Here is a 25,237-nt window from a genome sequence, read left to right as displayed (position 1 = left end):
GACTGAGCGAGGAGCGCACGTGAGCCTTGTCGTGCAGAAGTACGGAGGCTCCTCCGTAGCCGATGCCGAGGGCATCAAGCGGGTCGCCAAGAGGATTGTCGACGCCAAGAAGAACGGCCATCAGGTCGTTGTCGTGGTGTCCGCCATGGGTGACACGACGGATGAGTTGATCGATCTTGCCGGGCAGGTATCCCCGATTCCTGCCGGGCGTGAATTCGACATGCTGCTGACCGCCGGGGAGCGGATCTCCATGGCTCTTCTGGCCATGGCGATCAAAAACCTGGGTCACGCGGCCCAGTCGTTCACGGGCAGCCAGGCCGGTGTCATCACCGACTCCGTCCACAACAAAGCGCGGATCATCGATGTCACGCCGGGCCGCATCCGGAACTCGATCGACGAGGGCAACATCGCCATCGTCGCCGGGTTCCAGGGTGTCAGCCAGGAGGGCAAGAACATCACCACGCTCGGTCGTGGTGGATCCGACACGACCGCTGTCGCCCTCGCGGCCGCGCTCGACGCAGAGGTCTGCGAGATCTACACGGACGTCGACGGTGTCTTCACCGCCGATCCCCGTGTGGTGAAGAAGGCCCAGAAGATCGACTGGATCTCGTTCGAGGACATGCTGGAGCTCGCGAGCTCCGGGTCCAAGGTGCTGCTCCACCGGTGCGTGGAGTACGCCCGCCGATACAACATCCCGATTCACGTGCGCTCGTCCTTCAGTGGACTCAAGGGCACGTGGGTCAGCAACGAACCGCAAGGGGACCGCAAGGTGGAGCAGGCCATCATCTCCGGTGTCGCGCACGACACCTCGGAGGCCAAGATCACGGTCGTCGGCGTGCCGGACAAGCCCGGCGAGGCCGCCTCGATCTTCCGCGCCATCGCGGACTCCGGCGTCAACATCGACATGATCGTCCAGAACGTCTCGGCCGCCTCGACCGGCCTGACGGACATCTCGTTCACGCTGCCCAAGACCGAGGGTCGCAAGGCGATCGACGCGCTGGAGAAGACGCGCGCCAGCATCGGCTTCGACTCCCTTCGCTACGACGACCAGATCGCCAAGATCTCGCTGGTCGGCGCGGGTATGAAGACGAACCCCGGCGTCACCGCCGCGTTCTTCGAGGCGCTCAGCGACGCGGGCGTGAACATCGAGCTGATCTCGACCTCCGAGATCCGCATCTCGGTCGTGACCCGCGCCGATGACGCGAACGAGTCCGTGCGCGCGGTGCACACCGCCTTCGGACTCGACTCCGACACGGACGAGGCCGTGGTCTATGGAGGCACCGGGCGATGACCGGAAAGCCGACGCTCGCGGTCGTCGGAGCGACCGGGGCCGTCGGCGCGGTCATGCTCCAGATCCTGTCGCAGCACGCCGACATCTGGGGCGAGATCCGACTCGTGGCCTCACCGCGCTCGGCCGGCAAGAAGCTGGCCGTGCGCGGTGAGGAGGTCGAGGTCCTCGCGCTGAGCGAGGACGTCTTCGACGGCGTCGATGTGGCCATGTTCGACGTGCCTGACGAGGTGAGCGCCCAGTGGGCGCCGATCGCCGCGTCCAAGGGCATCGTCGTCGTGGACAACTCCGCCGCTTTCCGGATGGACCCGGACGTGCCGCTGGTCGTCCCCGAGGTCAATCCGCATGCCGCGCGCGTACGCCCGCGCGGCATCGTCGCCAATCCCAACTGCACGACCCTCTCGATGATCGTGGCCATCGGCGCGCTGCATGCCGAGTTCGGTCTGCGCGAGCTGATCGTCTCGTCCTACCAGGCCGTGAGCGGGGCCGGGCGGGACGGTGTGGAAACGCTGCGGCGGCAGATGAAACTGGTGGCGGGTTCGGAGCTCGGCACGAGCCCCGGTGACGTACGACGTGCTGTCGGGGACGACACCGGGCCCTTCCTGGAGCCCGTGGCGCTGAACGTGGTGCCGTGGGCCGGGACGCTGCGGGACGACGGGTGGTCGTCCGAGGAGATGAAGGTGCGGGACGAGTCCCGCAAGATCCTCGGCCTGCCCGATCTGAAGGTCGCGGCCACGTGCGTACGGGTGCCGGTGGTGACCACCCACTCGCTGACCGTCCACGCGCGCTTCGAGGACGAGGTCACGGTGGACCGTGCGCGGGAGATCCTGGCCACCGCGCCGGGAGTCGTACTGTTCGACAACCCGGCCGCCGGTGAGTTCCCGACGCCCGCCGACGTGGTGGGGACCGACCCCACGTGGGTGGGCCGGGTGCGGCGCGCCCTTGACGATCCGACGGCCCTCGAGCTCTTCGTCTGCGGGGACAATCTGCGCAAGGGGGCCGCGTTGAACACGGTCCAGATCGCGGAGCTGGTGGCGGGGGAGTTCACCGGGCGGTAGGTCGCCCGGTGTGGTGGGTCGCTCGCTGCGGTGGGTCGCCCGCTGCGGTGGGTCTGATGGGCTTGGCGCGCGGGCTCGTATCCCGGCTTGGTTCGCGTGGGTGCGGATCCCGTATGAGGACAGAAATACGCAGACGGGTGCAGATGGTTGGTGCCCGGTGGGCGGGGGTGGTCCCTGGTGCTCCCCGGAGTGAAAGCCTTTGTGGGATCTGTGTAAGTTCTGTGTCCAACTTGATGGCCAGGATCGCTTGATCTGGACCATTGCCGCGTTCGAAGATTCGCCATACGCGTTCGAAGATATTCGTCCCCGTCCAACTGCAACCGGCAGCTGGGCGGGGCGCGTCTTTGCGATCGCCCTTCAGGGGTGTGACCTTGAGCGCTGCGAAAATTGGGCATAGGGGAAGAGCTGGTACGCATGGGGGCATTTGATGCATCGTCACCAACGGCGACGATGCCTGCCGCAAACGCACCACATGATGCGTACAACCCTCCAGGGGGTAAGCGTGTCCAACAGGCGTGGCAGAGGTACTCGATTTCACAGCGGTTCAGGCGAGGGGCATTGCCCTGCGTCCGCCTCGCCGTCCCCGTGCGCCCGCCGGCATGCCGGTGATCGCCCCCATGCCCACGACGAGATCGGCCCGCATCCCGACGCAGCGCGAGGGCGCTGAGGAGACGATGAGTGCGGGCACCACGGTCGACCACCTGACCGAGACCTACCGCGCCCACTACAGGTCGCTCCTCGGCCTGGCGGCGCTGCTTCTCGATGACACGGCCTCGTGTGAGGACGTCGTGCAGGAGGCGTTCATCCGGGTGCACTCGGCGCGCAAACGCGTGCGGGACCCGGAGAAGACGCTCGCCTATCTGCGGCAGACGGTCGTGAACCTCTCGCGGTCCGCGCTGCGGCGCCGGATCCTCGGGCTGAAGCTTCTCTCGAAGCCGATGCCGGACATGGCGAGCGCGGAGGAGGGTGCGTACGACCTTCTTGAGCGGGACGAGCTGATCAAGGCCATGCGCGGCCTCCAGCGCCGTCAGCGCGAGGTCCTGGTCCTGCGGTACTTCTCGGACATGACCGAGGCGCAGGTCGCCGAGACGCTCGGCATATCGCTCGGGTCGGTGAAGGCATACGGCTCACGCGGGATCGCGGCTCTGCGGGTCGCCATGGAGGCACCGGCATGAGCAAGCATGAGGACGGGCGCGAGCGCGATGAGCGCGACGAGAACGCCGAGTTTGAGCAGCATGCTGGAGACGGAACTGTGAAACACGGTCAGGGCGACGAGCCCACCGCGTCTGAAGACGGGTCCGGGACCAGGGACGGGGACAAGGCTGAGGCTGAGGCCGGGGCGACGTCCGATGCGAAGTCCAGTGCGTCCGAGGCAGCGTCCGGTGCGGAGGGCGGGGCGGAGAGTGGCGCCGCTTCGGTTTCGGGTGCTGTCTTCGGTGGTGAGGACGGCTTTGACTCCGATTCCGGCTCTGACGAGCTGGCGCTGCGCAGGCTGATGCGCACGGCCGTCCAGGAGATCGAGCCGAGCGACCGTGCCCTGGAGCGTCTGCGCCACGCGGTGCCCGCACGGCGGGCGCGCAAGCGCCAGGCCGTCGTCGGCATGGCGGCCGCCGCGCTCTTCATCGGCACCGCCATCCCCGCTCTGGTGCACGTCGCGAACTCGGGCGGCGGCTCGGACGACCGGCCGTCGATCGCCGGGAACAGCGAGCAGACGCAGGGCGGCTCGAGCGAGGGCAAGGGTCCTGACGGCGGCGAGAAGGGCGAGGGCAGCGGCTCGGGCCCCTCGAAGTCCAAGGACAAGAAGGACGAGAAGGGCAAGAAGGACGGCAAGGGGAGCGGCGCGTCCAGCGCGGGCGCGACCGGTGGCCCCGACCCGGAGGGCACCGTATCCGCCGACTCGGCCGCCTGCGCGATGGACCAGCTCGGCAACGCCGTCGGCAGCGCGGGGGCCCCGGAGGGCGACGGCAAGGTGTACGGCAGCTTCCGGATCGCCAACGTCTCCTCGACCACCTGTACGGTCAGCGCCCCGGGCAGCGTGAGCACGTCCACGACCGGTGCGGCCGACCCCGGGAAGATCGGCGTCGCCGACCATGTGGCGGGCGACCCGGCGGCCGGACTGCCGGACCCGGCACAGGCGGTCAGCTCGCTGGTCCTCCAGCCGGGCGAGGCGTACGAGGTGAAGTTCGCCTGGGTGCCTTCGGAAGGGTGCCCGACGGACAGCGGCGAGCCGACGCCCGACCCGACTCCCACAGAGGGCGGCGGCCCGGACGGCGGCACACCGGAGGGCACGGAGCCGCAGATGATGCGCGGGGACGGCGGCGTCCTGGACGGCGGAGTGACGGTGTCCCTGACGGCGGCCTCGGGTTCGCCCGCTGCGGGCACGACGATCGGCAACGCGTGTGCGGGGACTGTCTACCGGACGGGCATGTTGTCCGCGTCGTAGCGCTGTATGTGAGAGCGCAGTATGTGTGACTGCGATATGTGAGTGACGTGGATTTGGACGGACGGACGGGCTGGGCATCGCTCCAGCCCCTCCGGCGTTTCCAGGTAGGGAAGCTCAGGCCCCGCGAGGAGCCTCGGCGGCAGCAGCCTGAGCGTTCCCAGCAGCCTCAGCGGTGGCAGCAGGCTCCTCCGGCAGAAGCCCCAGCGCGGCGTCCCGTGCGAACTCCCGCTCCCGGCGGAACAACCGGAACCACATGAAGACGACGAACCCCGCGAAGACGAACCACTCGCCGGTGTAGCCGAGGTTCTGGAAGGCCTTGAGGTCGAGACCGGTGTTCGCGGGCGCGGCCGCCGGGACCGCCTTCATCCCGGAGTCGCCCTTCTCCAGCGTGACCCAGGCGTCGTACACATCGCCCTGGACCACGTTCACCAGTGAGGCCGCGCTGATGGCGCCGAGCTGCCCGTTCGGGAGCCCTCCGGCCGAACTGACCCCGTTGGACCCAGGGCTCTCGGAGGCCTGGAGCACGCCCGTCACGGTGACCTCGCCGGAAGGCGCCGAGGGAGCCTTCGCCGCACTCGCGTTCCCGGGGAGCCAGCCCCGCACGACGGGCAGGTCCTTGCCGCTGCCGGTGTGCAGGAGTGTCAGAACGTAGTAACCGGACCTGTCGTCCAACTCCCGGTCCGGCACGAGCAGTTGCTTGCCGTACCGCCCTTTCGCCGACGTCCGTTCCCCGGACGTCTTCTGGTCCACGGGGAGGAGCGAGTCCAGCGGTCGGGCCTTCGCCTCGGACCGGGACGGTGCCGCCTGCCGGTCCGCCTGTGCCTGCGCGGCGTCATGCGCCTCGACGCGGTCCTCGAACCGCCCCAGCTGCCAGGACCCCATGAAGATGCAGAAGGGGATGGCCAGCAGTACGAAGACGTTGATCCCCCACCAGCGGGGCGTCAGCAGGAACCGGTACACACCCCCACGGTACGGGGGCGCCCCGGAGCGACGGGCCGCGGGGTTGGGAAATCACAGCTCCCCTCTCCTCCCCGCGGCCGAGCCCCCGGCTAGCGAAGGTGTCGCTCGGCGAAGTCCAGTTCCAACCGCACCTGCTTGATCCGCTCGTCCACGACGAGCGAGCCGTGCCCCGCGTCGTACCGGTACACCTCGTGCGTCGCGCCCCGGGCCTTGAGCCGGTCCACGTAGTTGTCGATCTGGCGGATCGGGCAGCGCGGGTCGTTCACGCCCGCCGAGATGTAGACCGGCGCCCGCACCGCGTCCACGTACGTCAGGGGGGACGAGGCCTCGAAGCGCTCGGGGACCTCCTCGGGTGTACCGCCCAGGAGCGTGCGGTCCATGGACTTCAGGGCTTCCATCTCGTCGTGGTACGCCGTCACGTAGTCCGCGACGGGCACCGCGGCCAGGCCCACCGCCCACGCGTCGGGCTGGGTGCCGACGCCGAGCAGCGTGAGGTAACCGCCCCAGGAGCCACCGGCCAGGATGATGCGGGCCGGGTCGGCGAGGCCCGACGTGACCGCCCACTCCCGCACCGCCGCGATGTCCTCGAGCTCGATGAGGCCGACGCGGTGCTTGAGGGCGTCCGTCCACTCGCGGCCGTACCCGGTCGAACCGCGGTAGTTGACCCGCACCACCGCGTACCCATGGTCGACCCAGGCTGCCGGGCCCGCCGCGAACGCGTCGCTGTCGTGCCACGTCGGGCCGCCATGGATCTCGAAGATCGTGGGGAGCGGACCTGTCGTGTCGGCGGGCTTCTGTACGAGGGCGTGGACCCGGCCCCCGGGCCCCTCCACCCACACGTCCTCCACCGGCACGGAGGCCGGGGCCTTCATGCCGGGCGGGTCGAGCACGACGCCGCCCGTCGTCGAGCGCACCACCGGCGGCTCGGCGGCCGACGACCACAAGTACTCCACGCTGCCGTCAGGCCGCGCCGTCGCGCCCGACACCGACCCCGTGGGTGTCTCGACCTCGATCAGCTCACTGGAGGCGAACACGTAGCGGAACAACTCGCTGCGGGCCTCGAAGCTGTGCGCGATGAGCAGGGCCGAGCCGTCCGGATACCACTCGGCGCTCACGTCACCCGGCAGGTCGAGCGCCAGCTCCGTCTCCTCGCCCGAGGCGACGTCCCACACCATCGGCTCCCAGCGGCCGCGCCGCTGATGCCCGACGAGCAGCCGCGTGTCCCCGTCGACCGGCGCGAAACCGAGGACCTCCAGGCCGAGCTCGACCGTGCCGCCCTCGGTGTCGTCGAGCTCGGCGACCGTGGAGCCGTCCGGCCTGATCACCCGGAGGGTGGAGTGCATCGCGTCGCCGTGCTCCGTGTGCTCGACGGCGATCAGGGAGCCGTCGTGGGAGAGGTCGCCGACGCCCGCGGACTCGCGGTGGCGGTAGATCTCGACGGGGTCCGCGCCCGGGGAACGTACGACATGGATCGTCGTGCCGTCGTCGTCCGTGGAGCGGCCGACGACGGACATCAGACCGTCCCGCGCGAGGACGAGGCCCGCCGGATACGACGCTTCGAGCCCCGCCACCGCGGGCTCGTCGGCGCCGCCCGCGAAGGGCTGGCGCATCCACACGCCGAATTCGTCGCCGTCCGTGTCGCTGAACCACCAGATCCACTCGCCGTCCGGCGAGAGCAGCCCGTCCGTCGTGCCGTTCGGCCGGTCCGTCACCTGGCGCTGCTCGCCGGTGGCGCGGTCCCATGCGTACAGCTCATACGTCCCTGTCGCGTTCGACACGAACAGGGAGCGGTCCGGAGCGTCCTCGGCCCAGTCGGGCAGGGACACCCGCGGCGCACGGAACCGCTTCTCCCACTCCGGCATCCCCGCGCTTTTGTCCGCACCCGCACTCGACGTATCCACTGAACCCGCACCCAAGTCGCTCATGAACCCCATAGTGCACGCCCGCGCCGACAATCCGCTGGCGAGGGTCCCCAGCCTGTGGATAACTTTCTGGAATGTACTCACCGACCCCGTCCGACTGGCGCGAGGCCAACCGAAGACGCTGGGACGAGCGTGTTCCCCTCCACCTCGCCAGTGACTACTACGACCTCGAGGCATTCCGCTCCGGCAGTGACCCGCTGCGCGGCTTCGAGCTCGCGGAGGTCGGTGACGTCACTGGGCGCTCGCTGCTCCACCTCCAGTGCCACATCGGCCTCGACACCCTCTCCTGGGCCCGGCACGGCGCCTCCCGCGTGGTCGGGCTCGACTTCTCCGAACCCGCCGTCGACGCGGCCCGCGACCTCGCCGCCGAGCTCGGCCTCACCGCCGACCGGGCGTCCTTCGTCGCCGCCGATGTATACGACGCGGCGGATGCGGTGCCCGACTCCTCGTACGACATCGTCTACACCGGAGTGGGCGCCCTGTGCTGGCTCCCCGACATCCGGCGGTGGGCCGAGACCGCCGCGGCGCTCGTCGCGCCCGGCGGCTTCCTCTACCTCGCGGAGTTCCACCCGCTCGCGGACATCCTGGACGACGAGACGGGCTCACGGATCGCGTACGACTATTTCGCGCGCGACGCCTGGATCGACGAGGCCCCCGGCGGCTACGCGGACACGACGACGCCCACGGTCCACAACCGCACCGTGGAATGGCAGCATCCGGTCGGCGAGGTCGTCTCGGCGCTGGCATCGGCCGGCCTGCGCATCGACTTCCTCCACGAGCACGACACCACGCTCTTCGAACGCTTCGGCACCCTCGAACGCCGCGACGGCACCTACCAGTTCCCCGTGGACCGCCCGCGCATCCCCCTCATGTACTCCCTGAAGGCGAGCAAGGAGGGCTAGCGATTCCCGGGACTCGGACGCGGGCTCAGGCGCGGGCTCGGAAGCGGGCTCAGACGTCGGCTCGGACGCGGGATCAGCCGCGGGCCAAGGCGGGGGGGGGGCTCGGAAGTGGGCTCAGGCGCGGGATCAAGGCATCGGCCGCATCCACCCCTCCCACATCAGCCCGTTCGGCGTCCCCGCCTCGGTCTCTCCCCGCCGGGGCGGTGCCGACGAGCCGGGTCCTGCGGGATCGAACTCGCCGAGCTTCGTCCAGCCCCACGACCGCAGGACCTCCCGCCCCAGGTTGTCGTCCGGCTTGATGACAGTGACGACCAGATCCGTGGCGTGCCGTACCAACAGGAGCGTGCGCAGGCGCTCCGAGATGCCCTGGCGCCGGTGGTGGGGCACCACCATCAGCTCGGTCAGGATGAAGACCCGGCCCGAGGCCGTACCTTCCTCGACCTCCGCGGGCAGGACACCGCGAAACCCCTCCCACCAGTCGCCGGAACGCTCGGCGCGGTATCCGTAGAGACAGCCGACCGTGCGCATGCTGCCCGACGCGTCGGCGACGACCATGTCGAAGTCCGGTCGCTGCACGATGTCCTCGAAGTCGTGCAGGAACCCCTGCCGGTCCCGGTACTCGGCTCCGGCCTCTCCTTCGTAGGCCTCGACATAGACGTCGGCGATCGATTCCCGCTGCTGCTCCGCCTGCCACCGGCTCAGTCGTCGCAAAAACACCTCTGCCATTTGTTCCTCCGCCCGCCCCCGCCGAGGGGCCCCTCGACACCCCTCGACACCGCTGGACTCCGCATGGTGGCACCACGGAACGGTGAGCGGAACGGGGCGTCGGGTATACATCACGCCGATCAGGCATCGGCGCGTAACGCCCATGCTACGCAAGCCGGTTGCTCTTCTCGTGCGGTCTTCGGGTGAAGACAGGTCAGAAGTGCAGCATCGACATGACCTCGGGACTTCGTACCCCCGTCGACACGGCGGGGACGTCTGCGCCGGGCCGGATCCATCCTGCCCGCTGCGCCGCCACGACGGCGGCTCTCTCCGCCACGTCCGCCCGGGAGTTCAGCTCCTCGTCCGCTCCGAGGTAGCTGGCTCCCGCTGCCGATGACGCGGCCAGGGAGGCTTTGAGCGCGGCCTGGCAGGCGGCGAGGGACGGTTCGGCGTCGCCGTCCACGAGTTGCCCCATCTGTGCGGCCTGCGCGGCGGAGGCGGCGGCGTTCCTGGCGCAGCGAGAGTCCGCGGCGGGGTCGGGTGCGCTCTCGGAGAGCACGGCGAGGGCCTGCGCCGCCACGCGCGCGGCGTGAGCGGCCTTCCAGACGGCGTTCTCGTCGGGTGCGGGGCCGGACGGTTGCTCTGCCGTCTCTCCCGCCTCTGCCGCTTTCCCTGCCTCTGCCGTCCCTCCCGTCCCTCTCGTTCCTCCCGTCAGTCCTGTCCCTTCCATCTCGTCCGTCTTTTCCGCGCCGCGCTCGATGTACTCGATGTAGTGGCTCAGCGCGGCCGCCCGAGCTGCCGCGCTCTCGGCTCGGGCGGCATGGCCCTGTCTGAGGGCGGCCGCCTCCGACTCGTACGTCTCCTGCGTCTCCTGCGTCTCCTGGTCGCGTTCGCTCATCGGCCTCTCCTCAGTTCCTCAGTCCGTGGAAGTCCGTGGAAGTCCGTAGAAGTTCATAGAAGTTCGTAGAAGGCGGATGTGCCGGGCAGGGTGGCATGCCGGGGCGCAACAGACCAGACAAGCGCGCGAGGCCCGGACGGCTTCGAGCGTCTACGTGAAGAGCCCGAAGGCGTGGTCAAGGGACCAGACCTGCCAGGACATCCCGAAGAGCGCGACCACTGAGATCAGCGCCATCATCAGGTTCTGCCCCTGCTCGCCCCAGTCGTGGATCATCAGCACCAGGTAGATCAGATTGAGCACGAGTCCGCCGATGAGGGCGATCGGCGTGAGGAGTCCGACGATCAGGCCGAGGCCGAGGGCCAGTTCCGCGTAGGCGACGACGTACGCCATCGTGCGAGGCCGGGGCTTCACCACGACATCGAAGCCCGACCGCACGAAGGTCCAGCGGTGTTTGTCCGCGATGCCCGCGGCCCAGTCGATACCGCCGCCGGTGAACCAGGTCTTCTTGTCCTTGTGGCGCCAGCTCTCCAGCCACCACAGGCCGAGCCCGATCCGGAGCACGGCGACCCACTCGGCTCCGGTGAGCCACATCGTCTCCATCGGGCGTCCTCCCTCGAATTGACCTGCGGTACCGCAAACTGACGAGCCGTCAGTTCAGCGGATCCGGCGCGATCGCGCAAGAGGTCGAGTTTCAGGAGAGCTGTTGCCGTCACCGGGGTGAGCCCATAACCTCAATCTGATGGTCCGTCAGATGTCAGCTAGGGAAACCGGCAGGTAGTAGGGGGCACAGCAGTGGACAACAACGAGGTCGGGGCCGAGGAAGCCAAGGAAATCCCCCGCGTCATCAGCGTGGACGACCACGTGATCGAACCCGCGCACCTCTTCGAGAAGTGGCTCCCGAGCAAGTACCGCGACCGGGGCCCCAAGCCCTTCACCGCGGGTATCGGCGAGCTCGAGTACATCGGTGGCAAGTACAAGTTCACGACGGACCCGGAAGGGCAGGTCACCGACTGGTGGGAGTACGAGGGAGAGATCTTCCCGTACAAGCGCATCATCGCCGCCGTCGGCTTCTCCCGGGACGAGATGACGCTCGACGGCATCACGCGCGAGCAGATGCGCCGCGGCTGCTGGGACCCGAAGGCCCGCCTCGCGGACATGGACATCAACCATGTCGAGGCCTCCCTCTGCTTCCCGACCTTCCCGCGCTTCTGCGGGCAGACGTTCTCCGAGGCCAAGGACAGGGAGGTCGGGCTCGCCTGCGTCCGGGCGTACAACGACTGGATGGTGGAGGAGTGGTGCGGTGACAGCGGCGGAAGGCTGATCCCGCTCTGCCTCATCCCGCTGTGGGACGTGCACCTCGCCGTCGCCGAGATCAAGCGCAATGCCGCTCGCGGCGTGCGGGCCGTGACGTTCAGCGAGATTCCCACGCACCTCGGCCTTCCGTCGATCCACTCCGGCTACTGGGATCCGTTCTTCGCCGCATGCGAGGAGACCGGCACCGTCGTGAACATGCACATCGGCTCTTCGTCGCAGATGCCGGCCGCGTCACCCGACGCGCCCCCGGCCGTTCAGGCTTCCCTGAGCTTCAACAACGCGATGGCGTCGATGATGGACTTCCTCTTCTCCGGGGTCCTGGTGAAGTTCCCGCGCCTCAAACTCGCCTACAGCGAGGGGCAGATGGGGTGGATCCCGTACGCCCTGGAGCGCGCCGACGACGTGTGGGAAGAGCACCGGGCGTGGGGCGGGGTCAAGGACTTGATCCCCGAGCCCCCGTCGACGTACTACTACCGGCAGATCTTCTGCTGCTTCTTCCGGGACAAGCACGGCATCGACTCGATCGAGACCGTCGGGGTCGACAACGCCACCTTCGAGACCGACTACCCCCACGTCGACTCGACATGGCCGCACACGAAGCAGGTGGCCGAGGACCACGTCGGCCACCTCCCCGAGGAAGTGGCGTACAAGCTGCTCCGCGGGAATGCGATCCGCATGCTGGATCTCGCGTTCGACCGGAACCGGGACCGGGACCGGAGCCTGTAGGGCGTCGGCTAAGCGACTGACCCGGGGCCGGGCCTGGATCTGGGCCTGGATCTGGGCCCGGAGTTGGGCGGCCGATCCGGGCCCGGCCCCGGATCCGAGTCCAGGTCAGCGCAAGGTCTCCGCATCGACCCGCGAGAACACCAGCTCGCACTCGCCGACGATGGGGCCGCGCCATCGCGTCGGGGGCTCCGGTCGGCGGAGGGCGTGGGGGTAGTTCTCGGGCCTGTAGTCGGTGGGCAGCCGGTAGGTGTGGAAACCGTGCTGCGCCATCGTCTCCATCAACTCATCGATGGAATCGCCCAGTTGCGCCATGCGGTCCGGGGTCACCTCCACGGCGATCTCCACATCCGGGCGGAGCCGTCCCAGGGCGGGGGCAAGGCCTCGGATCACGCCGCCCTCGGCGCCCTCCACGTCGATCTTGATCACGCGGGCCCTGACGAGTTCGTCCTCGTCCAGGCTCTCGTCCAGGATCTCGGGCAGGGGCCGGGCCTTCATCTCGAAGCTCGACTCGGCCGGACCGTCGTACGGGACGATCGAGTTCGCGCCCATGTTGTTCGAGCTGGCGAGCACGAAGGTCAGCGTCTTGTGGCTGTCGGAGACCGCCGCGTTGACCGCGCGCACGTTGTGGCAGCCATTGAGCTCGACGTGCCGCAGCAGGCGGTCGTGGAACGTGGGGGACGCCTCGATGGCCACCACCCGCCCCGTGCCGCCGACGAGACGCGAACCCAGAACCGCGAAGTAGCCGATGTTGGCGCCCACGTCGACGAACGTGTCCCCGGCGCCCAGACGGCTCTGCAGCCACCGCGTCATGTGCGGCTCCCACACCCCGTACAGGCTGATGAACCGCTGGATGAGGTCGCGCGAGTCGCAGGCGAAGCGGGCGTCGAACCGCGCCTCGACCACGCGCTGACGCGGGTGGTCGCGCAGGTACGGGTTGAGGTAGCGGGCAGCGAGCGGGCCCTTGAGCAGCGAGCCGGGCGCGTTGCGTACGTAGCTGCGGCCGAGGGTGGCGAGAAGTTCCGGCATGCGGCGGGGGGTGGCGGGAGGCTCCGACGTGCGGCGGGGGGTAGCGGGAGGCATAGCCGTGACCGTACGAGTCCGGCGGCGACCGCGGCAAGATCGGTATCGCCCGTCGGCCATCAATACAGGCCATCAGTACAGGCCAGTAATGCACGTCAGTAACGGGCCCCGGGCATGGGCGCCAGTAATCGGCGTCAGTAATGCAGGAAGCCGAGGATCATGGCGAGGGAGGCGGCGCACCCGGCATGGGCGACGACGAGGAGGGCCCATTCGCCGACCGGCATCCGCCACCGGCTGCGGACGACGAGCCGCCACTCGTACGCCGCGATCCCGACGGCCACAGCGAACAGCGACGCCCAGAGCAGGGGCCACCAGGGCCAGACTCCGCCGAAGCGGAGGATCAGGGCGACCACGCCGAAGAGGAACACGGCAGGGAACCACGTCGGTGCCTCATCGTCTCCCTCCCCTTCTAAGTCTCCCGTCCCCTCATCGGCGGACGCGGACTCGGCGCCGCTCGGGTCATGACTTCCGACGTCGGCGGGATAGCTCCACCGGAAGCTGCCGAGGGCTCGCGCCCTGGCCTCGACCACGGCCATGCGGGCATCGCGCTCCGCCCTGTCGACGTGCGAGGCCTGGCCGGTCGCCTGGCCCTCCCACTTGCGGTAGAGCAAGCCGACCTCGGACGAGAACCAGCCCCGGGACGTCGAGTTGAGCGCGAGCAGGAGGCCCGTGTCCTCGGACGCGGGCAGGGCCATCCAGCCGCCCAGGGCGACGAGCAGCTCGCGGCGGACGAAGAGCGTCGCCGGATGGACCTGCGCGAGGTAGTCGTGGGACGCCCAGTAGTCGAGTACTTCCTGGCGCTCCACCGGCCCGTTCACGGGGTCGCCGGGGAAACCGGCGGTGGACCCGTCGGGGAGCAGGTCGAGCACGCGTGACGTCGCCCAACCGATGGTGCGATCGGCTTCGAGGGCCGCGAGGTCGCGGGCCAGCGCACCCGGCGTGAGCTGGTCGTCGGCGTCCAGGACCTTGATGTACTCGCCGTCCGCGTGGGCCAGGGCGATGGTTCGTGCGACGCCGGGGCCTCCCGCGCGGCCCTGTGTGAACGTGATCCGGTCGTCGCCGGCGGGGACGTGGGGCGCGACCTGGTCGGTCGTCCCGTCCTCCTGGATCAGCCAGTGCCACTCCCAGCCCGCGGGCAACTCCTGCTCGCAAAGGGACCTGTACGCGTCAGCCAGGAAGCGCGCCGACGGTGCGTGGACGGCCGTGACGATGACGATGCGCCGGCTCACGGCTCACCACCCTTTCCAAGTGCGTCGTGGAGAGTGTCGGTGTCGTACGGGGTCTTGAGCGACGTCGTACGCGGTCTTGAGCGACACACCATACGAGCGACTCACCACACGAGCGACACACCATACGACCGAGGCGTAATCGGGCCGGTTCGAAAACAAGCGAGCGGGCCTGATCCGCGATATGTGAGACCCGTCGTTCACGAAGCATGGCCCTACCACCCAGTTGGTCCGTAGATAGTTCGCCGACCGCCGGGGAAGGGGAAGTGGCCTATTGCCTAAATTTCAACTTCCTGTCCCTTCGCCCTGAAAGCAACGTGGCACTGGATGCCTCGATCGGGCGCTGGATGCCTCTTGGGTAATGGGTTCACGGTGGCCGCTGAGCAGCCACCAAGCGGCGCACCAAGGTGTCACCAAGCGGCGCACAGAGATGCCACCGAGGGGTCAGATCATGGAAATGCCCGACCGCTGGCGACGGGGGATGCACCAGCGATCGGGCTGTTGCCAACCGTAACAAGGCTCCGCGTGTAGAGGGGAGCAACTCCCGAACTGAAATGCGTAGTTGTGACCGGGATCACGCAGCGTGATTCGTAGGGTAGAGGCCGCGAACCGCCACTCGCCTGCCCATATACCGCCTACCCGCCTACTGGGCTCCCCGCCCGCCCGGCTACCCGGGCCACCCGCCTACTCGTCGCAAGGCGGCGCGTACGAGAGGCGGGACAGATACTCGTCCCACTTTTCCCGTGTCAGTACGTCCCGAGTGGTTGAGCAGATGCGGCGAATCGCCTCGCCCGTGTCCAAGTTCCAAAGCCGGACGGTATCCGTACCGCTGGAAACTCCGAGCATCTGGCCCTGGGGGCTGAACGACAGGAAACTGCCCGTCTTGGCGTTGGGGCTCATCGACTGACCGATGGGAGCGGCCTTGGAGGGCTGGGCGATGTCCCAGAGTCGGACCGTGTTGTCGTTGCCGCCACTCGCCAGGGTGCGGCCGTCCCGGCTGAACGTCAGCGACATCACCGCGTCGGTGTGCCCCGTGAGGGCGTTGCCGAGCTGCTTCGCCTTGAGCGGGTCGGTGATGTCCCAGAGCCGGACCGTGCCGTCGTCGCTGCCGCTGGCGAGCGTGCGGCCGTCCTGGCTGTGGTCGAGCGTGTTGATGGGGCCCAGGTGCCCCGTGAGAGGCCTGCCGAGGCGGGTGGCATGGCGCCGGTCGGCCACGTTCCAGAGCCGGATGGTGCTGTCCGCGCTGCCGCTGGCGAGCGTGCGGCCGTCGGTGCTGAAGGAGAGGGCGTTGACGTAACCCTTGTGGCCGGTGAGCGGCTTGCCGAGCGGTCGGAGGCGAGAGGGTTTGCTGACGTCCCACAGCTGGATGGTGCGGTCGGTGTGGGTGGTGGCGAGGGTGTTCCCGTCCGGGCTGAAGGCCAGCGCGGCCGCGAAACGTGTCCGCAGCGCGACGGGCGGCCCGTAGGGGACGGGTCGGGTCGGGTCGGCGACGTTCCACAGCTGCACCGCGCGGCTCCCCGTGAGGACCGCGAGTGTGTCGCCGTCGGGGGAGAACACCGGTGAACGCACGTCCCCGTCCCAGGGTTTGAACGGTTCGCTCAGTGACACGGGCTTGTTGGGACGCTCCACGTTCCACAGCCGGACCTGCTGGTCGCGCGCGGCCGTGGCGAGCACCTTCCCGTCGGGGCGGAACGCACCGATCTGGCCGATCATGTCGGACGTCGGTATCGACCACAGGCGGACCTTGTTGTCGCCGCTCCCCGTGGCGAGAGTCCGTCCGTCGGGGCTGAAGCCGAGGGCGTACATCTCCCCGCTGCTGCCCGCGAGAGGCTCACCGACCTGCGAAGGGTGCGCCGGATCACGGACGTTCCACAGGCTCGCCGTACTGTCCGCGCTGGCGGCCGCGAGCATGGTTCCGGCGGGGTTGAAGGCCACGGACCACACGGCGCCGGTGTGGCCGGTGAGCGCACCGCCGAGCGATTTCATGTGGCGCGGGTCGGTCACGTTCCAGAGCCGGATGGTGTTGTCCCTGCTGCCGCTGGCGAGCGTGCGGCCGTCGGGGCTGAAGGCCACGGAGTGCACCGTGCCGGTATGGCCGCTCAGCACCTTCGCGAGCGGCTTGGGGCGACGCGGGTCGACCACGTTCCACAGCCTGATCTTGCCGCTGTCGCCGCCGGACGCCAGGGTCCGCCCGTCGGGGCTGAAGGCCACGGAGCGCACGGCGGCGGTGTGGCCGGACAAGGCACCGAGTGCCTTCGGCCGACTCGGGTTCCGCACATTCCACAGCCGCACGTGGTGATCGTCATGGGCGGAAGCCAACGTCCGCCCGTCCGGGCTGAAGGCAACCAGGTAGATCGCGCCGCCGTGCGGGTCCATGGGCGAACCCAACGGGCGCGGGTGGCCGGGATCGCGGACGTCCCAGAGCCGGACCGTGCCGTCGTCCGATCCGGTGGCGAGGGTGTCGCCGTCCGGGCTGAAGACCGCGCTGCTCACCCAACTCGTATGTCCGGTGAGGGGTTTGCCCAGGGGCTTGGGGCGCGACGGGTCCGATACGTTCCACAGCCGTACGGTCCTGTCGTAGCTGGCGGTGGCCAGGAGCCCTCCGTTCGGGCTGAAGGAGGTGAGGTAGACGGCGCCCTTGTGGCCGAGGAGCGGGGTGGCCAGCGGCGCGTTCACGATCGAGAGCAGGCGGTTCTTCGCGCCCGCGTCCTCCGGCCGCAGATTGTGTGCCACCAGATCCAGCTGGGCGGAGAGGGACGGATCCGTGTGCTGGGCGCGATCGGCCTCGGCGACCACCTGCTGGAACACGGCGTCGTCCCGCTGCTGCCACGCGACCACCGCCGATACGACGGCCACCATGGCCAGTACGACCAGAGCCGCCACCGCGCCCCGGGTGATCAGAACCGTGCGCCGACGGAGTCTGGCGGACGCCGCCACGAACTCCACCGCACCTCTGGTCAGAAAGGTGCCACCGGCGGTCTTCGTCCAGGCACGGGCCTGTTCGAGGCGGGAACCCCGGTAGAGCAGCGACGCATCGCGGCCGGAGTCCTCCCAGGTCCTGCCGTCCTCCTCGAGGCGTTGGCGCAGGAGGTTGTCGTTCCTGTCCTCGTCGATCCAGTCGCGCAGCCGGGGCCAGGCGTGGAGCAGCGCCTCATGCGTGATCTCCACGGCCTCCGCGTCGAGGGTCACAAGACGGGCGCGTACCAGCGCTTCGAGCGACTCCTCCGTCTTGTCGGGGTCGCTCGACTCCTCCGCCAGTGTGCGCCGCGTCCCCCGCCTACGGGTGGTCTGGGTGTCCTCGCCGAGCCTGACCAGCCTGAGGAGGAGCAGCCTGGCGGCCGTGCGTGCCGCCGGGTCGAGGCCGGACCAGGCACGTTCGGCGCTCGCCGCGACGGCTCCCTGGATCCCGCCCGCCGCGCGGTAGCCGGCCAGCGTCAGCCGTCCCGTCTTCCGCCGCTGCCACGTGGCGAGCAGGGCGTGGGAGAGGAGAGGCAGCACTCCGGCGTCGTGCGCGCCGCGGGGCCCGTCCGTACTCACTTCCCGGACGATCAGTTCCGCGAGCCCCGGTTCGAGTTCGAGCCCCACGGCCTTGGCAGGTCCTGTCACCGCGTCGCGCAGCTCCTGCGTGGTCAGCGGCCCGAGCACCATGTGCCGGTGCTGCAGGGCGTCGGCGAGTTCGGGATGCGCGAGGCACTGCTCGTAGAAGTCGGCGCGTATGCCGAGGACCACGAGCGCGGGAGCCGGGCCACCGGCGCCGAGCGGGCTACCGGCGTCGAGCGGACTGCTGCCGTGGACCGGGCTACCGGCGTCGACTCGGCCACCGGCGTCGACCGAGCCACCGGCGTCGACCGGGCCACCGGCATCGAGGGGAGAGCAGGCGGCCTGGAGGACCTGGATGAAAGTGCGCTTGCTCGCCTCGTCGGAGGAGAGGGTGAACGTCTCCTCGAACTGATCCACGATGACGACCGGGCGGGCGGCGGACGAGGACTCGCGCCGCGCCCACGCGGCGACGGACTCCCGCACGGCCTCCACGAATCGCGGAGCACCGGCACCGGGCTCCTCCGCGGCCGGACCCTCCAGGATGGAGATGGCGTGCGCGAGCTCGGGTATGTGGCGGGTGAGCTCCGCGAGAGGATCGCTTCCCGGTACGAGTTGCAGTACCGGGCCCGCGTTCCCGTCCTCGTCCCCCAGTTCGCCGTTCTGCAGCGTGGGCACCAGGCCGGCGTTCAGGAGGGAGGACTTCCCCGCTCCCGACGCGCCCACGAGCATGACGAGGCCACCCGTCTTCTCCGCGGCGCGAAGCTGGGCGACGAGGGCCTCCGTGCTGCGGTCGCGCCCGAAGAACCACCGGGAGTCCTCCTGGCGGTACGAAGCGAGCCCGCGGTAGGGACACACACTGGTGACGGCTGCTGGAGCCTCACCCGGAAGCCGCTCCTCGCCTGCTCCTGCCCCTGCCCCTGCCCCTGCTGGGGATGCCGGGGCGGCGACGCGACCACTGACCGGGTCGGCCACCGCGCGCTCCCACAGGAGCTGCCACTGGGCCATGTCGTACAGACCCGTGGACACCGGCGCGGGCCGTTCGCGACGGGCTTCGGGTATCAGGACATGTAGTACCGCCGCGAGGGCAGCGAACTGTGCGGGCACGTTCCTGGCCCGCCGCCAGTCGCTGATCCGCTGGGCGGACACCCGGACGGTCCGCCCTCGTTCGTCGACCCGCTGATGCCGGACGACCGCCTCGGCCACGCGCTGGAGGGGAGGGTTGCCTGCTTCCTTGTACAGCAGCGCGAGACGTTCCGCGAAGGCTGTACGTGCCCCTGAGTCGGAACTCAAGGTGTCCACCCCTTACTTCCCCCGCACCTGTATATCCGGACCGGAAAACTCACTTTATACGGCTGACCTGCGGCTAAGGCGTCCGGACAGATGCGGTACCTCCCTGTCCGGGGCCCGGACTGACAGGATCACGAAGCGGTAGCGAACCAATCGCGCAGCGTCAGGCCAGGTCACCAGCTCGTGCTACCCGCACTGGTGACTTCTGACGCCGCAGAGCCTCGACTGGTTTCCACCGAGCACATCCGGACCGTATCCGTCTTGCCTGTGGATCCGGCCCGTAGATCCGTACTCGACCCGTGCCGATGCGCCGATACGGCACGGGACGAGGACACCCACGTCGTTCGGCACCGGTCCCCACAGGGGAGGGACCGGCGCCGAAACGACGTGGAGCGTGAAGGGCTCCCGCCGCACAGTGCCCGGCGGGCAGGATGGCCTCATGACAAAACTGCCCGCACGGTCGTCGGTTCCGTCATTCCGGTCGTTCCGGTCGGCCCCGTCGTTCCGGTCGGCCCCGTCGGCCCCGTCGGCCCCGTCGGCCCCGGCCCGTCGTACCTCCACCGGTTCGGTCCTGTCGTTGTGGTCACAGGACTCTGTGTTGTCGATCGGCTCAGTGGGTTCGGTGCTGTCCGTGGGGTCCATCGGTTCGGCGTTGTCGATCGGCTCGATCGGAAGCGCCCTGTCGGCCGGCTCGATCGGGTCTTCCTTGTCGCTGATCTCAACGGGGTCGTGGCTGAGCACGGGCTCGTTGCTCTCCGCGCAGTCACGGTGGTCGGTGCTGTCCTGGCGTTCTTCCGGCGGGTTCCTGGCGGTGGGAGCGGCGGCGGGAGGCGTCCTGCTGGCGTCCCGACTGCTACAGGGCTCCCACAAAGGGAATCGGGCTCGGTAATCAGGCCCGGTAAATAAGGCCCAGTAAGTAAGGCCCGGTACTGATCTCTCAGTACCGGGCCCGTCACCGGAGTCTCAGCGCCCGCCTCGCAGGAGTCCCAGATCAAGCGGGCGAGAGAACGAGTGGGCGAGAGATCAAGCGGATGCCTAAAGCCCCAGCACTTCGCCGTACTTGATGGCACCGTTGGGCAGCGCGAAGCCGAACGGGGTCAGCGACTTGCCCAGCGGGTACGTCTCCTCGGTGCTGCTCGGAGCGAACCAGACGCCACCCGACCTGGGCTCACCGGCGTTCTCCCCGGGCGCGCTGACCGCAGTGTCCCACAGTCCGTCGCGGTTGTAGTCGCCGACGGCCACCTGGGCGCCGAAGCGGTCACCGGCCTCCGCCGTGCCGGGCATGTTCGGGGTGCTCTGGCTGCGGGCCAGACCGCCGTGGAGGCCGTGCTCCGTACCGTTCATGGTGACGTAGCCGCCCGCGTCCTTCACGGTGCCCACGTCCTCGCCGGGCACGCCGACGACCAGTTCCGGGCGGCTGTCGCCGTTCAGATCACCGGCGGCCAGCGCGGCGCCGAAGTCGTCGCCCTCCTCGGCGGCGCCGCCGACATCCGGGCTGGACTGCGTGACGCACTCGTTCTCGGTGCCGAAGGACGCGGTCTTCGAGCCCTTGAGCAGGAGCACCGCGCCGCCGAGCCGGTCCTCGCAATGCGTGGTCTCCGACTCGGGGTTGGGCTGTACGAGGCCGACCGCGAGGTCGTCCGTGCCGTCCCGGTCGAAGTCGGCGGCGGCGAGCGCGCTGCCGCGGTCGGCGTCGGCCCACCACTGGGCGGGCTTGGCCTGGTCGTCCCAGCGCGTGATGAAGGTGCTGGAGTCCTCCATGCCCTTCCAGGTGGTGGCGAGGTCGTCCCGGCCGTCGCCGTCGAAGTCGCCGGTGGCCAGGTCGCTGGTTCTGCCGCCCATGCCGTAGCTGCGCAGGGTGGTGGTGGTCACCGGGTCGGCGGTGAGCGGCCCCGGGCGGAACCGGAGCGACCCGCGCTCCTCGCTGCTCTCGCCGTACACGAGGTCGGTGTCGCCGTCGCCGTCGTAGTCGCCCGTGGCGATGGTGTCGCCGATGCCACTGAACTCGGACGTGCCCCTGGCCACGGTGGTGCCCTTGACGTTGAACTCCGAGCCGTCCAGGACGGTGATGGTGCCCTCGCTCCCGAGCTGCTCGGAGTTGAGCGTCTCGCCGCTCGCGCCGACGACGAGCTCGAAGACGCCGTCGCCGTTCACGTCGACGGGCGCCACGGAGGAGCCGAACCGGTCGCCCGCCTCGGGCGTGCCGGGTATGCCTGCCTCGGCCTGGCTGATGACGCCGGTGGACTGGCTCGGGCTCTGCGGCCCGCCAAAGATCACGCTGACGTAACCGGCCTTGGCCTTGCCGTTCACGGTGGCGTTCGGCATGCCGACCGCGATGTCCGCGTATCCGTCACCGTTGAAGTCGAACCGCGGAGTCGCCGTGACAGCCGCGGCGCTCCCGGCAAGCGGCAGGGTCAGACCGGCGGCTGTGAGCGCCGCTACGGCGGCGGTGGCGGCCAGGGTACGTACACGCACGGTGGAACTCCCTTAATCGAGGGGGGAAATGAGAGAGGGAATCGAGACAGGTGAGGCCTTCCGGGGGTGTGACTCACGAGGGGTACGAAGAGTTGTGCGAAGGTGGCCACGCGGTGAACGCGGCTCACTTCGGCATGCTCCCGGTCTGCGCTCCCGGGGCCCCCGGAGCACCATGAGGACACCGCGGCGCTCGTGGTCGACCCTTGGCATGACCCGTTGTCCCGACGGGCCCGAGGGGAAGGAGCTTCACCTGTGCGGCGGGGATCCGCAGCGGCCGGTCCGCCGAGGAGTTCCACAGGACCAGGTTGCCCTCGGCGACACCGAACGAGAGGTACGGGGTACGCGGCGAGAGCGTTCCGCCCTGCTCGTTCAGGGAGCGGGCCGGGACCGTGGGGCGGACGCAGGTCCAGTCTGCGGAGATGCCGAAGTACGGCGGGGCCTTGGTGTGGTGGGCGGCTGCCCGCTTCAGCCGGTCGGCCGCCTGCTGTGGTGACGCGAGGGTCCACTCGGCGGCATTGAGCAGGGCCAGGGTGAGAGCAAGGGCGGCCAAGGTTCCCGCGGAGAGGCTCCTTGGCCGTATGAAGTGGAAGTAGCGCAGGACGCCCCAGGCGGCTGCCACGAAGAGGACCGCCGCGAGGGTGGGCCACAGCAGTTTCACCGCTGCCATGAGCTGGTAGGCCCCGCTGACCGTCGTCTCTTCCGATGTCAGGGACAACTCGTCGGCGTAGCCGTCCTGCAGCAACCGGCCGGTGATCGGCAGGGCCGCGACGAGCAGCGTGGCGAGCAGGGGCAGTACGGTCGCGGCCAGTATCTGCCATCGCCAGCGACGGCCCAGAAGGATCAGGCCGGTCACATAGAAAGCGATGGCTGCCAACACCCAGGCGGACCGAGGCTCGACGCCGTCGAAGAGCCCGGGGACGCCCAGCGCGTAGACGGCCGCTGCCAGGGTCGCGAGGACGCAGACGGCCAGACAGTGGAGACGGGTGGCGACCATGGGCAGGGCGAACGCCGTCCACCAGGCCGGGACGGCACAGGCGAGAGCGAGGAGCCAGCACACCGCGGCCGCGACGGGTCTCATGTGCTGAGCCGTCGTAAGGAAGAGAGCCATGGCGAGCAGCGGCCCGCCGAAGAGTGCCAGAGCCCGGTTGAGTGCGTCCTCCCGGTGCCGGACGGTGCCGGTGCGCCCCCGACCGTCGAGAGGCCGTACGCCGAGGTCCGCGCGCGGTCCGTCCTTGCGCAGGTGCCGGGCGAGGTGCAAGGCGGCGTCCTTGCTCGTGTGGATGCGGACGCCGACGTCGAGGAGTCCTGTGCGCGTGGCGCCCCAGCGCGTGACGGTCAGCCAACGCCGACGAAAGCCCCGAGCGGCAGCGTTCCCTGTCGGATGTCCTGCTGAGTGCACTTGCCACTCGGGCTCGATGACCCGGTCGGTCTCGGCGAGCCGGAACAGACGGCCGTAGATCACGGCCTGTGCCGACCTGCTCAACTCCGCTATTTTCCAAGCCGCTTCACGGTCAGCGCGCCAGGAGGAGCCGGTGACCGGCACCTCCACCCACCAGAACTCGCTGGATCCGGCGTCGGAGCCGAATGCCCGGCGGACCGTACGCCGCTCCTTCGGGCTGAGCTCGTGACACGGCCAGCCCAGCTCCTGTATCCGCTGCCGAGCCTTGTCCCACTGCGGCTGTCCGCCTTGCAGTTCGACAAGGGAGGTCACTGTGCAGTCCGGTCCGCGGGGAATCATCGAGTACCTCCGTCGTCGCCTGAGCACCTTGATCTGCAAGAGTGTTGGCCATGTCGTGCGCCCTGTTACGTCTGGCGCGTGCCTGCCTATGATCACGGCTCGGCAGACATGGTGGCTGGTGTTGCAGACATGGCGGCTGGTGTTCAGGAGGCGCGCCGACTGGAGCGGCCGGGGGTGATGCTGTCCCAGCGGTTCAGGCGGCTGTCAGACCGACGCGTCGCAACCATGCCTTGACGTCGCGATCGGCTTGGTCGACCTCTTCGCCTTGGACAGCAAGACCGTCAGCGAAGGTGGCGCCGCGGCAGGAGGCTGCGTAATCGCGTGCGGTGGTGCCCAGGCCGCTCATGGCGTGGGTGGTGAAGGGGACAACGGTCTTGCCGGTGAAGTCGAGTTGCTCTGTGAACGCCGTCATGATCATGGGAGCGCGGACGTTCCAGACGGGGCTTCCCAGGAGCACGGTGTCGTACTCGTCGAGGTCGGGCAGGCGGCCCTTGACGGCGGGGCGGGCGTCGGTGTCCTGTTCGCGGACGTTGCGCTTGACGGTTTCGTCGTAGCTGTTCGGGTAGGGGTCGGCGGGCTCGATGCGGTGCAGGTCGCAGCTGATGAGGTCGCGGTCGATGAGGTCGCGGATCGCCGCCGGACCGATGTGGGGTGTGGCTGGTTCACGGGTGGGCCCTTCGCGAGGGTTCCGGAATCGGAGAAAGGGGCGGGCGACAGGCCGAGTGGCCAGCCCGCTGCCCGCCCCTGGAAGCCGCCCCTGGAAGCCGCCCCTGGGGGCCGCCCCTGGAAGCGCCAGTTCAGGCGTCCAGGCGGCGCTTGGCGAGCCAGGTGACGATCTCGGGATCGTGGTGGTCGAAGAACAGGGAGCTGCCGGTGTCGAGGGTGGCGATCCGGGCCATCTGCTCGTCGGTGAGCTGGAAGTCGAAGACGTCGAAGTTCTCGGCCATGCGCTCGGCACGGACCGACTTGGGGATGGCGATGACGCCGCGCTGGGTGAGCCAGCGCAGGACGACCTGGGCGACGGACTTGCCGTACTCCTTGCCGATCTCGGCGAGCAGGGCGTTGCTGAACAGGTCGTTCTTGCCTTCGGCGAAGCCGCCCCAGGACTGGATCTGCACGCCGTGTTCGCGCATGAGGTCCTGGTAGTCGACGCGTTGGAAGAAAGGGTGGGTTTCGACCTGGTTGACCTGTGGGGTGATCTCGTTGTTGACGATCAGGTCGACCAGGCGGTCGGGGTAGAAGTTGGCGACGCCGATCGCCTTCGCGAGCCCCTCGCGGTTGCTGTCCTCCATGGCGCGCCACTGGCCGTAGACGTCGCCGAAGGGCTGGTGCATCAGGTACAGGTCGAGGTGGTCCAGGCCCAGCTTGGTCAGGGACGTCTCGAGCGCGCGGCGGGTGTTGTCCTGGGCGGGGGCGTCCTGGACCCACAGCTTGGTGGTGACGAACAAATCGTCGCGCGGGATGCCGCTGGACTTGATCGCGCGGCCGACCGCTTCCTCGTTGCCGTAGGCGGCGGCGGTGTCCAGGAGGCGGTAGCCGGCGGCGAGGGCGTCGGAGACGGCGCGCTCGGTGTCCTCGGCGGGGATCTGGTAGACGCCGAAGCCCAGAAGCGGCATTTCGACGCCGTTGTTCAGGGTGACGGTCTGCATGAGCGGGAGTCCTTACCTGTGCGATG

Annotated in this window: 19 protein-coding genes and 1 pseudogene; 7 read left to right on the top strand and 13 right to left on the bottom strand. The window is 69.3% G+C overall.

The genetic code is table 11. The features are described 5' to 3' along the window. The first annotated feature begins 19 nt into the window (after positions 1-19). From ACZ5CR_RS19795 to ACZ5CR_RS19780, 4 genes are all read left to right on the top strand, one after another. Positions 20-1,291 carry an aspartate kinase gene (locus ACZ5CR_RS19795; protein WP_468859141.1) on the top strand — a complete coding sequence of 424 codons (1,272 nt, stop codon included), beginning with the start codon at positions 20-22 and terminating at the stop codon, positions 1,289-1,291. Continuing rightward, positions 1,288-2,346: an aspartate-semialdehyde dehydrogenase gene (locus tag ACZ5CR_RS19790; RefSeq protein ID WP_468859139.1), complete on the top strand. Its 1,059-nt coding sequence runs from the start codon at positions 1,288-1,290 to the stop codon at positions 2,344-2,346. The genes ACZ5CR_RS19795 and ACZ5CR_RS19790 overlap by 4 nt, the downstream gene beginning before the upstream one ends. Positions 2,347-2,861: 515 nt before the next feature. Continuing rightward, positions 2,862-3,521 carry a SigE family RNA polymerase sigma factor gene (locus ACZ5CR_RS19785; RefSeq protein ID WP_468859137.1) on the top strand — a complete coding sequence of 220 codons (660 nt, stop codon included), beginning with the start codon at positions 2,862-2,864 and terminating at the stop codon, positions 3,519-3,521. Continuing rightward, the gene (locus tag ACZ5CR_RS19780; RefSeq protein WP_468859135.1) at positions 3,518-4,789 is read left to right on the top strand and encodes a hypothetical protein; all 1,272 of its coding nucleotides are present in this window, start codon (positions 3,518-3,520) and stop codon (positions 4,787-4,789) included. Before ACZ5CR_RS19785 ends, ACZ5CR_RS19780 begins: the two co-directional genes overlap by 4 nt. A 114-nt stretch (positions 4,790-4,903) precedes the next feature. On the opposite strand, the gene ACZ5CR_RS19775 is transcribed toward ACZ5CR_RS19780, so the two are convergent. Together ACZ5CR_RS19775 and ACZ5CR_RS19770 are read right to left on the bottom strand one after the other, a co-directional pair. Next, on the bottom strand, positions 4,904-5,749 hold the full coding sequence (locus ACZ5CR_RS19775; protein WP_468859133.1) for an SURF1 family protein: 846 nt from the start codon (positions 5,747-5,749) through the stop codon (positions 4,904-4,906). A gap of 89 nt (positions 5,750-5,838) precedes the next feature. After that, positions 5,839-7,611 (bottom strand): S9 family peptidase, encoded by a 1,773-nt coding sequence (locus tag ACZ5CR_RS19770; protein ID WP_468859232.1) that lies wholly within the window; start codon positions 7,609-7,611, stop codon positions 5,839-5,841. 134 nt (positions 7,612-7,745) lie between these two features. Between ACZ5CR_RS19770 and ACZ5CR_RS19765 the strand changes: the two genes are divergently transcribed. Beyond that, on the top strand, positions 7,746-8,573 hold the full coding sequence (locus ACZ5CR_RS19765; RefSeq protein WP_468859131.1) for a class I SAM-dependent methyltransferase: 828 nt from the start codon (positions 7,746-7,748) through the stop codon (positions 8,571-8,573). Between the two features lie 126 nt (positions 8,574-8,699). Here ACZ5CR_RS19765 and ACZ5CR_RS19760 read toward each other — a convergent pair whose 3' ends face one another. The 3 genes from ACZ5CR_RS19760 to ACZ5CR_RS19750 all read right to left on the bottom strand — a co-directional run bounded on the left by ACZ5CR_RS19760 (position 8,700) and on the right by ACZ5CR_RS19750 (position 10,776). Further along, positions 8,700-9,299, bottom strand: a complete 600-nt coding sequence (locus ACZ5CR_RS19760; RefSeq protein WP_468859130.1) for a GNAT family N-acetyltransferase — start codon at positions 9,297-9,299, stop codon at positions 8,700-8,702. A 193-nt stretch (positions 9,300-9,492) separates the two neighbouring features. Further along, positions 9,493-10,176: a hypothetical protein gene (locus tag ACZ5CR_RS19755; protein ID WP_468859128.1), complete on the bottom strand. Its 684-nt coding sequence runs from the start codon at positions 10,174-10,176 to the stop codon at positions 9,493-9,495. Positions 10,177-10,326: 150 nt separating this feature from the next. After that, positions 10,327-10,776 (bottom strand): DoxX family protein, encoded by a 450-nt coding sequence (locus ACZ5CR_RS19750; RefSeq protein WP_468859127.1) that lies wholly within the window; start codon positions 10,774-10,776, stop codon positions 10,327-10,329. Between the two features lie 192 nt (positions 10,777-10,968). Between ACZ5CR_RS19750 and ACZ5CR_RS19745 the strand changes: the two genes are divergently transcribed. Next, positions 10,969-12,216 carry an amidohydrolase family protein gene (locus tag ACZ5CR_RS19745; RefSeq protein ID WP_468859125.1) on the top strand — a complete coding sequence of 416 codons (1,248 nt, stop codon included), beginning with the start codon at positions 10,969-10,971 and terminating at the stop codon, positions 12,214-12,216. A gap of 105 nt (positions 12,217-12,321) precedes the next feature. Here the strand turns inward: ACZ5CR_RS19745 and ACZ5CR_RS19740 are convergent, their stop codons facing one another. From ACZ5CR_RS19740 to ACZ5CR_RS19725, 4 genes and pseudogenes are all read right to left on the bottom strand, one after another. Further along, complete coding sequence (locus ACZ5CR_RS19740) at positions 12,322-13,242, bottom strand: FkbM family methyltransferase (RefSeq protein WP_468859124.1); 921 nt, start codon at positions 13,240-13,242, stop codon at positions 12,322-12,324. A gap of 530 nt (positions 13,243-13,772) precedes the next feature. After that, positions 13,773-14,525, bottom strand: a pseudogene (locus tag ACZ5CR_RS19735) (glycosyltransferase family 2 protein); the annotation flags it as partial. A gap of 681 nt (positions 14,526-15,206) precedes the next feature. After that, positions 15,207-19,361 carry an NACHT and WD repeat domain-containing protein gene (locus ACZ5CR_RS19730; RefSeq protein WP_468859122.1) on the bottom strand — a complete coding sequence of 1,385 codons (4,155 nt, stop codon included), beginning with the start codon at positions 19,359-19,361 and terminating at the stop codon, positions 15,207-15,209. A gap of 174 nt (positions 19,362-19,535) precedes the next feature. After that, positions 19,536-20,090 carry a hypothetical protein gene (locus ACZ5CR_RS19725; RefSeq protein WP_468859239.1) on the bottom strand — a complete coding sequence of 185 codons (555 nt, stop codon included), beginning with the start codon at positions 20,088-20,090 and terminating at the stop codon, positions 19,536-19,538. On the opposite strand from ACZ5CR_RS19725, the gene ACZ5CR_RS19720 reads away from it, so the two are divergent. Continuing rightward, positions 19,972-20,238, top strand: coding sequence for a hypothetical protein (locus ACZ5CR_RS19720; RefSeq protein ID WP_468859230.1), 267 nt, complete (start codon positions 19,972-19,974; stop codon positions 20,236-20,238). The genes ACZ5CR_RS19725 and ACZ5CR_RS19720 overlap by 119 nt on opposite strands. A 146-nt stretch (positions 20,239-20,384) precedes the next feature. Here the strand turns inward: ACZ5CR_RS19720 and ACZ5CR_RS19715 are convergent, their stop codons facing one another. The 4 genes from ACZ5CR_RS19715 to ACZ5CR_RS19700 form a co-directional block, all read right to left on the bottom strand. Further along, positions 20,385-21,824: an FG-GAP repeat protein gene (locus ACZ5CR_RS19715; protein WP_468859120.1), complete on the bottom strand. Its 1,440-nt coding sequence runs from the start codon at positions 21,822-21,824 to the stop codon at positions 20,385-20,387. 124 nt (positions 21,825-21,948) lie between these two features. Beyond that, the gene (locus tag ACZ5CR_RS19710; protein WP_468859119.1) at positions 21,949-23,562 is read right to left on the bottom strand and encodes a hypothetical protein; all 1,614 of its coding nucleotides are present in this window, start codon (positions 23,560-23,562) and stop codon (positions 21,949-21,951) included. A 193-nt stretch (positions 23,563-23,755) separates the two neighbouring features. Further along, positions 23,756-24,154, bottom strand: coding sequence for a flavodoxin (locus tag ACZ5CR_RS19705; protein ID WP_468859228.1), 399 nt, complete (start codon positions 24,152-24,154; stop codon positions 23,756-23,758). A 205-nt stretch (positions 24,155-24,359) separates the two neighbouring features. Next, positions 24,360-25,211 carry an aldo/keto reductase gene (locus ACZ5CR_RS19700; RefSeq protein ID WP_468859117.1) on the bottom strand — a complete coding sequence of 284 codons (852 nt, stop codon included), beginning with the start codon at positions 25,209-25,211 and terminating at the stop codon, positions 24,360-24,362. Positions 25,212-25,237: the final 26 nt, after the last annotated feature.

It is taken from the genome of Streptomyces sp. NPDC031274, assembly GCF_055570235.1.
The sequence above is the reverse complement of the archived record's forward strand: the minus strand, read 5'-3'. Positions and strand labels throughout refer to the sequence as shown.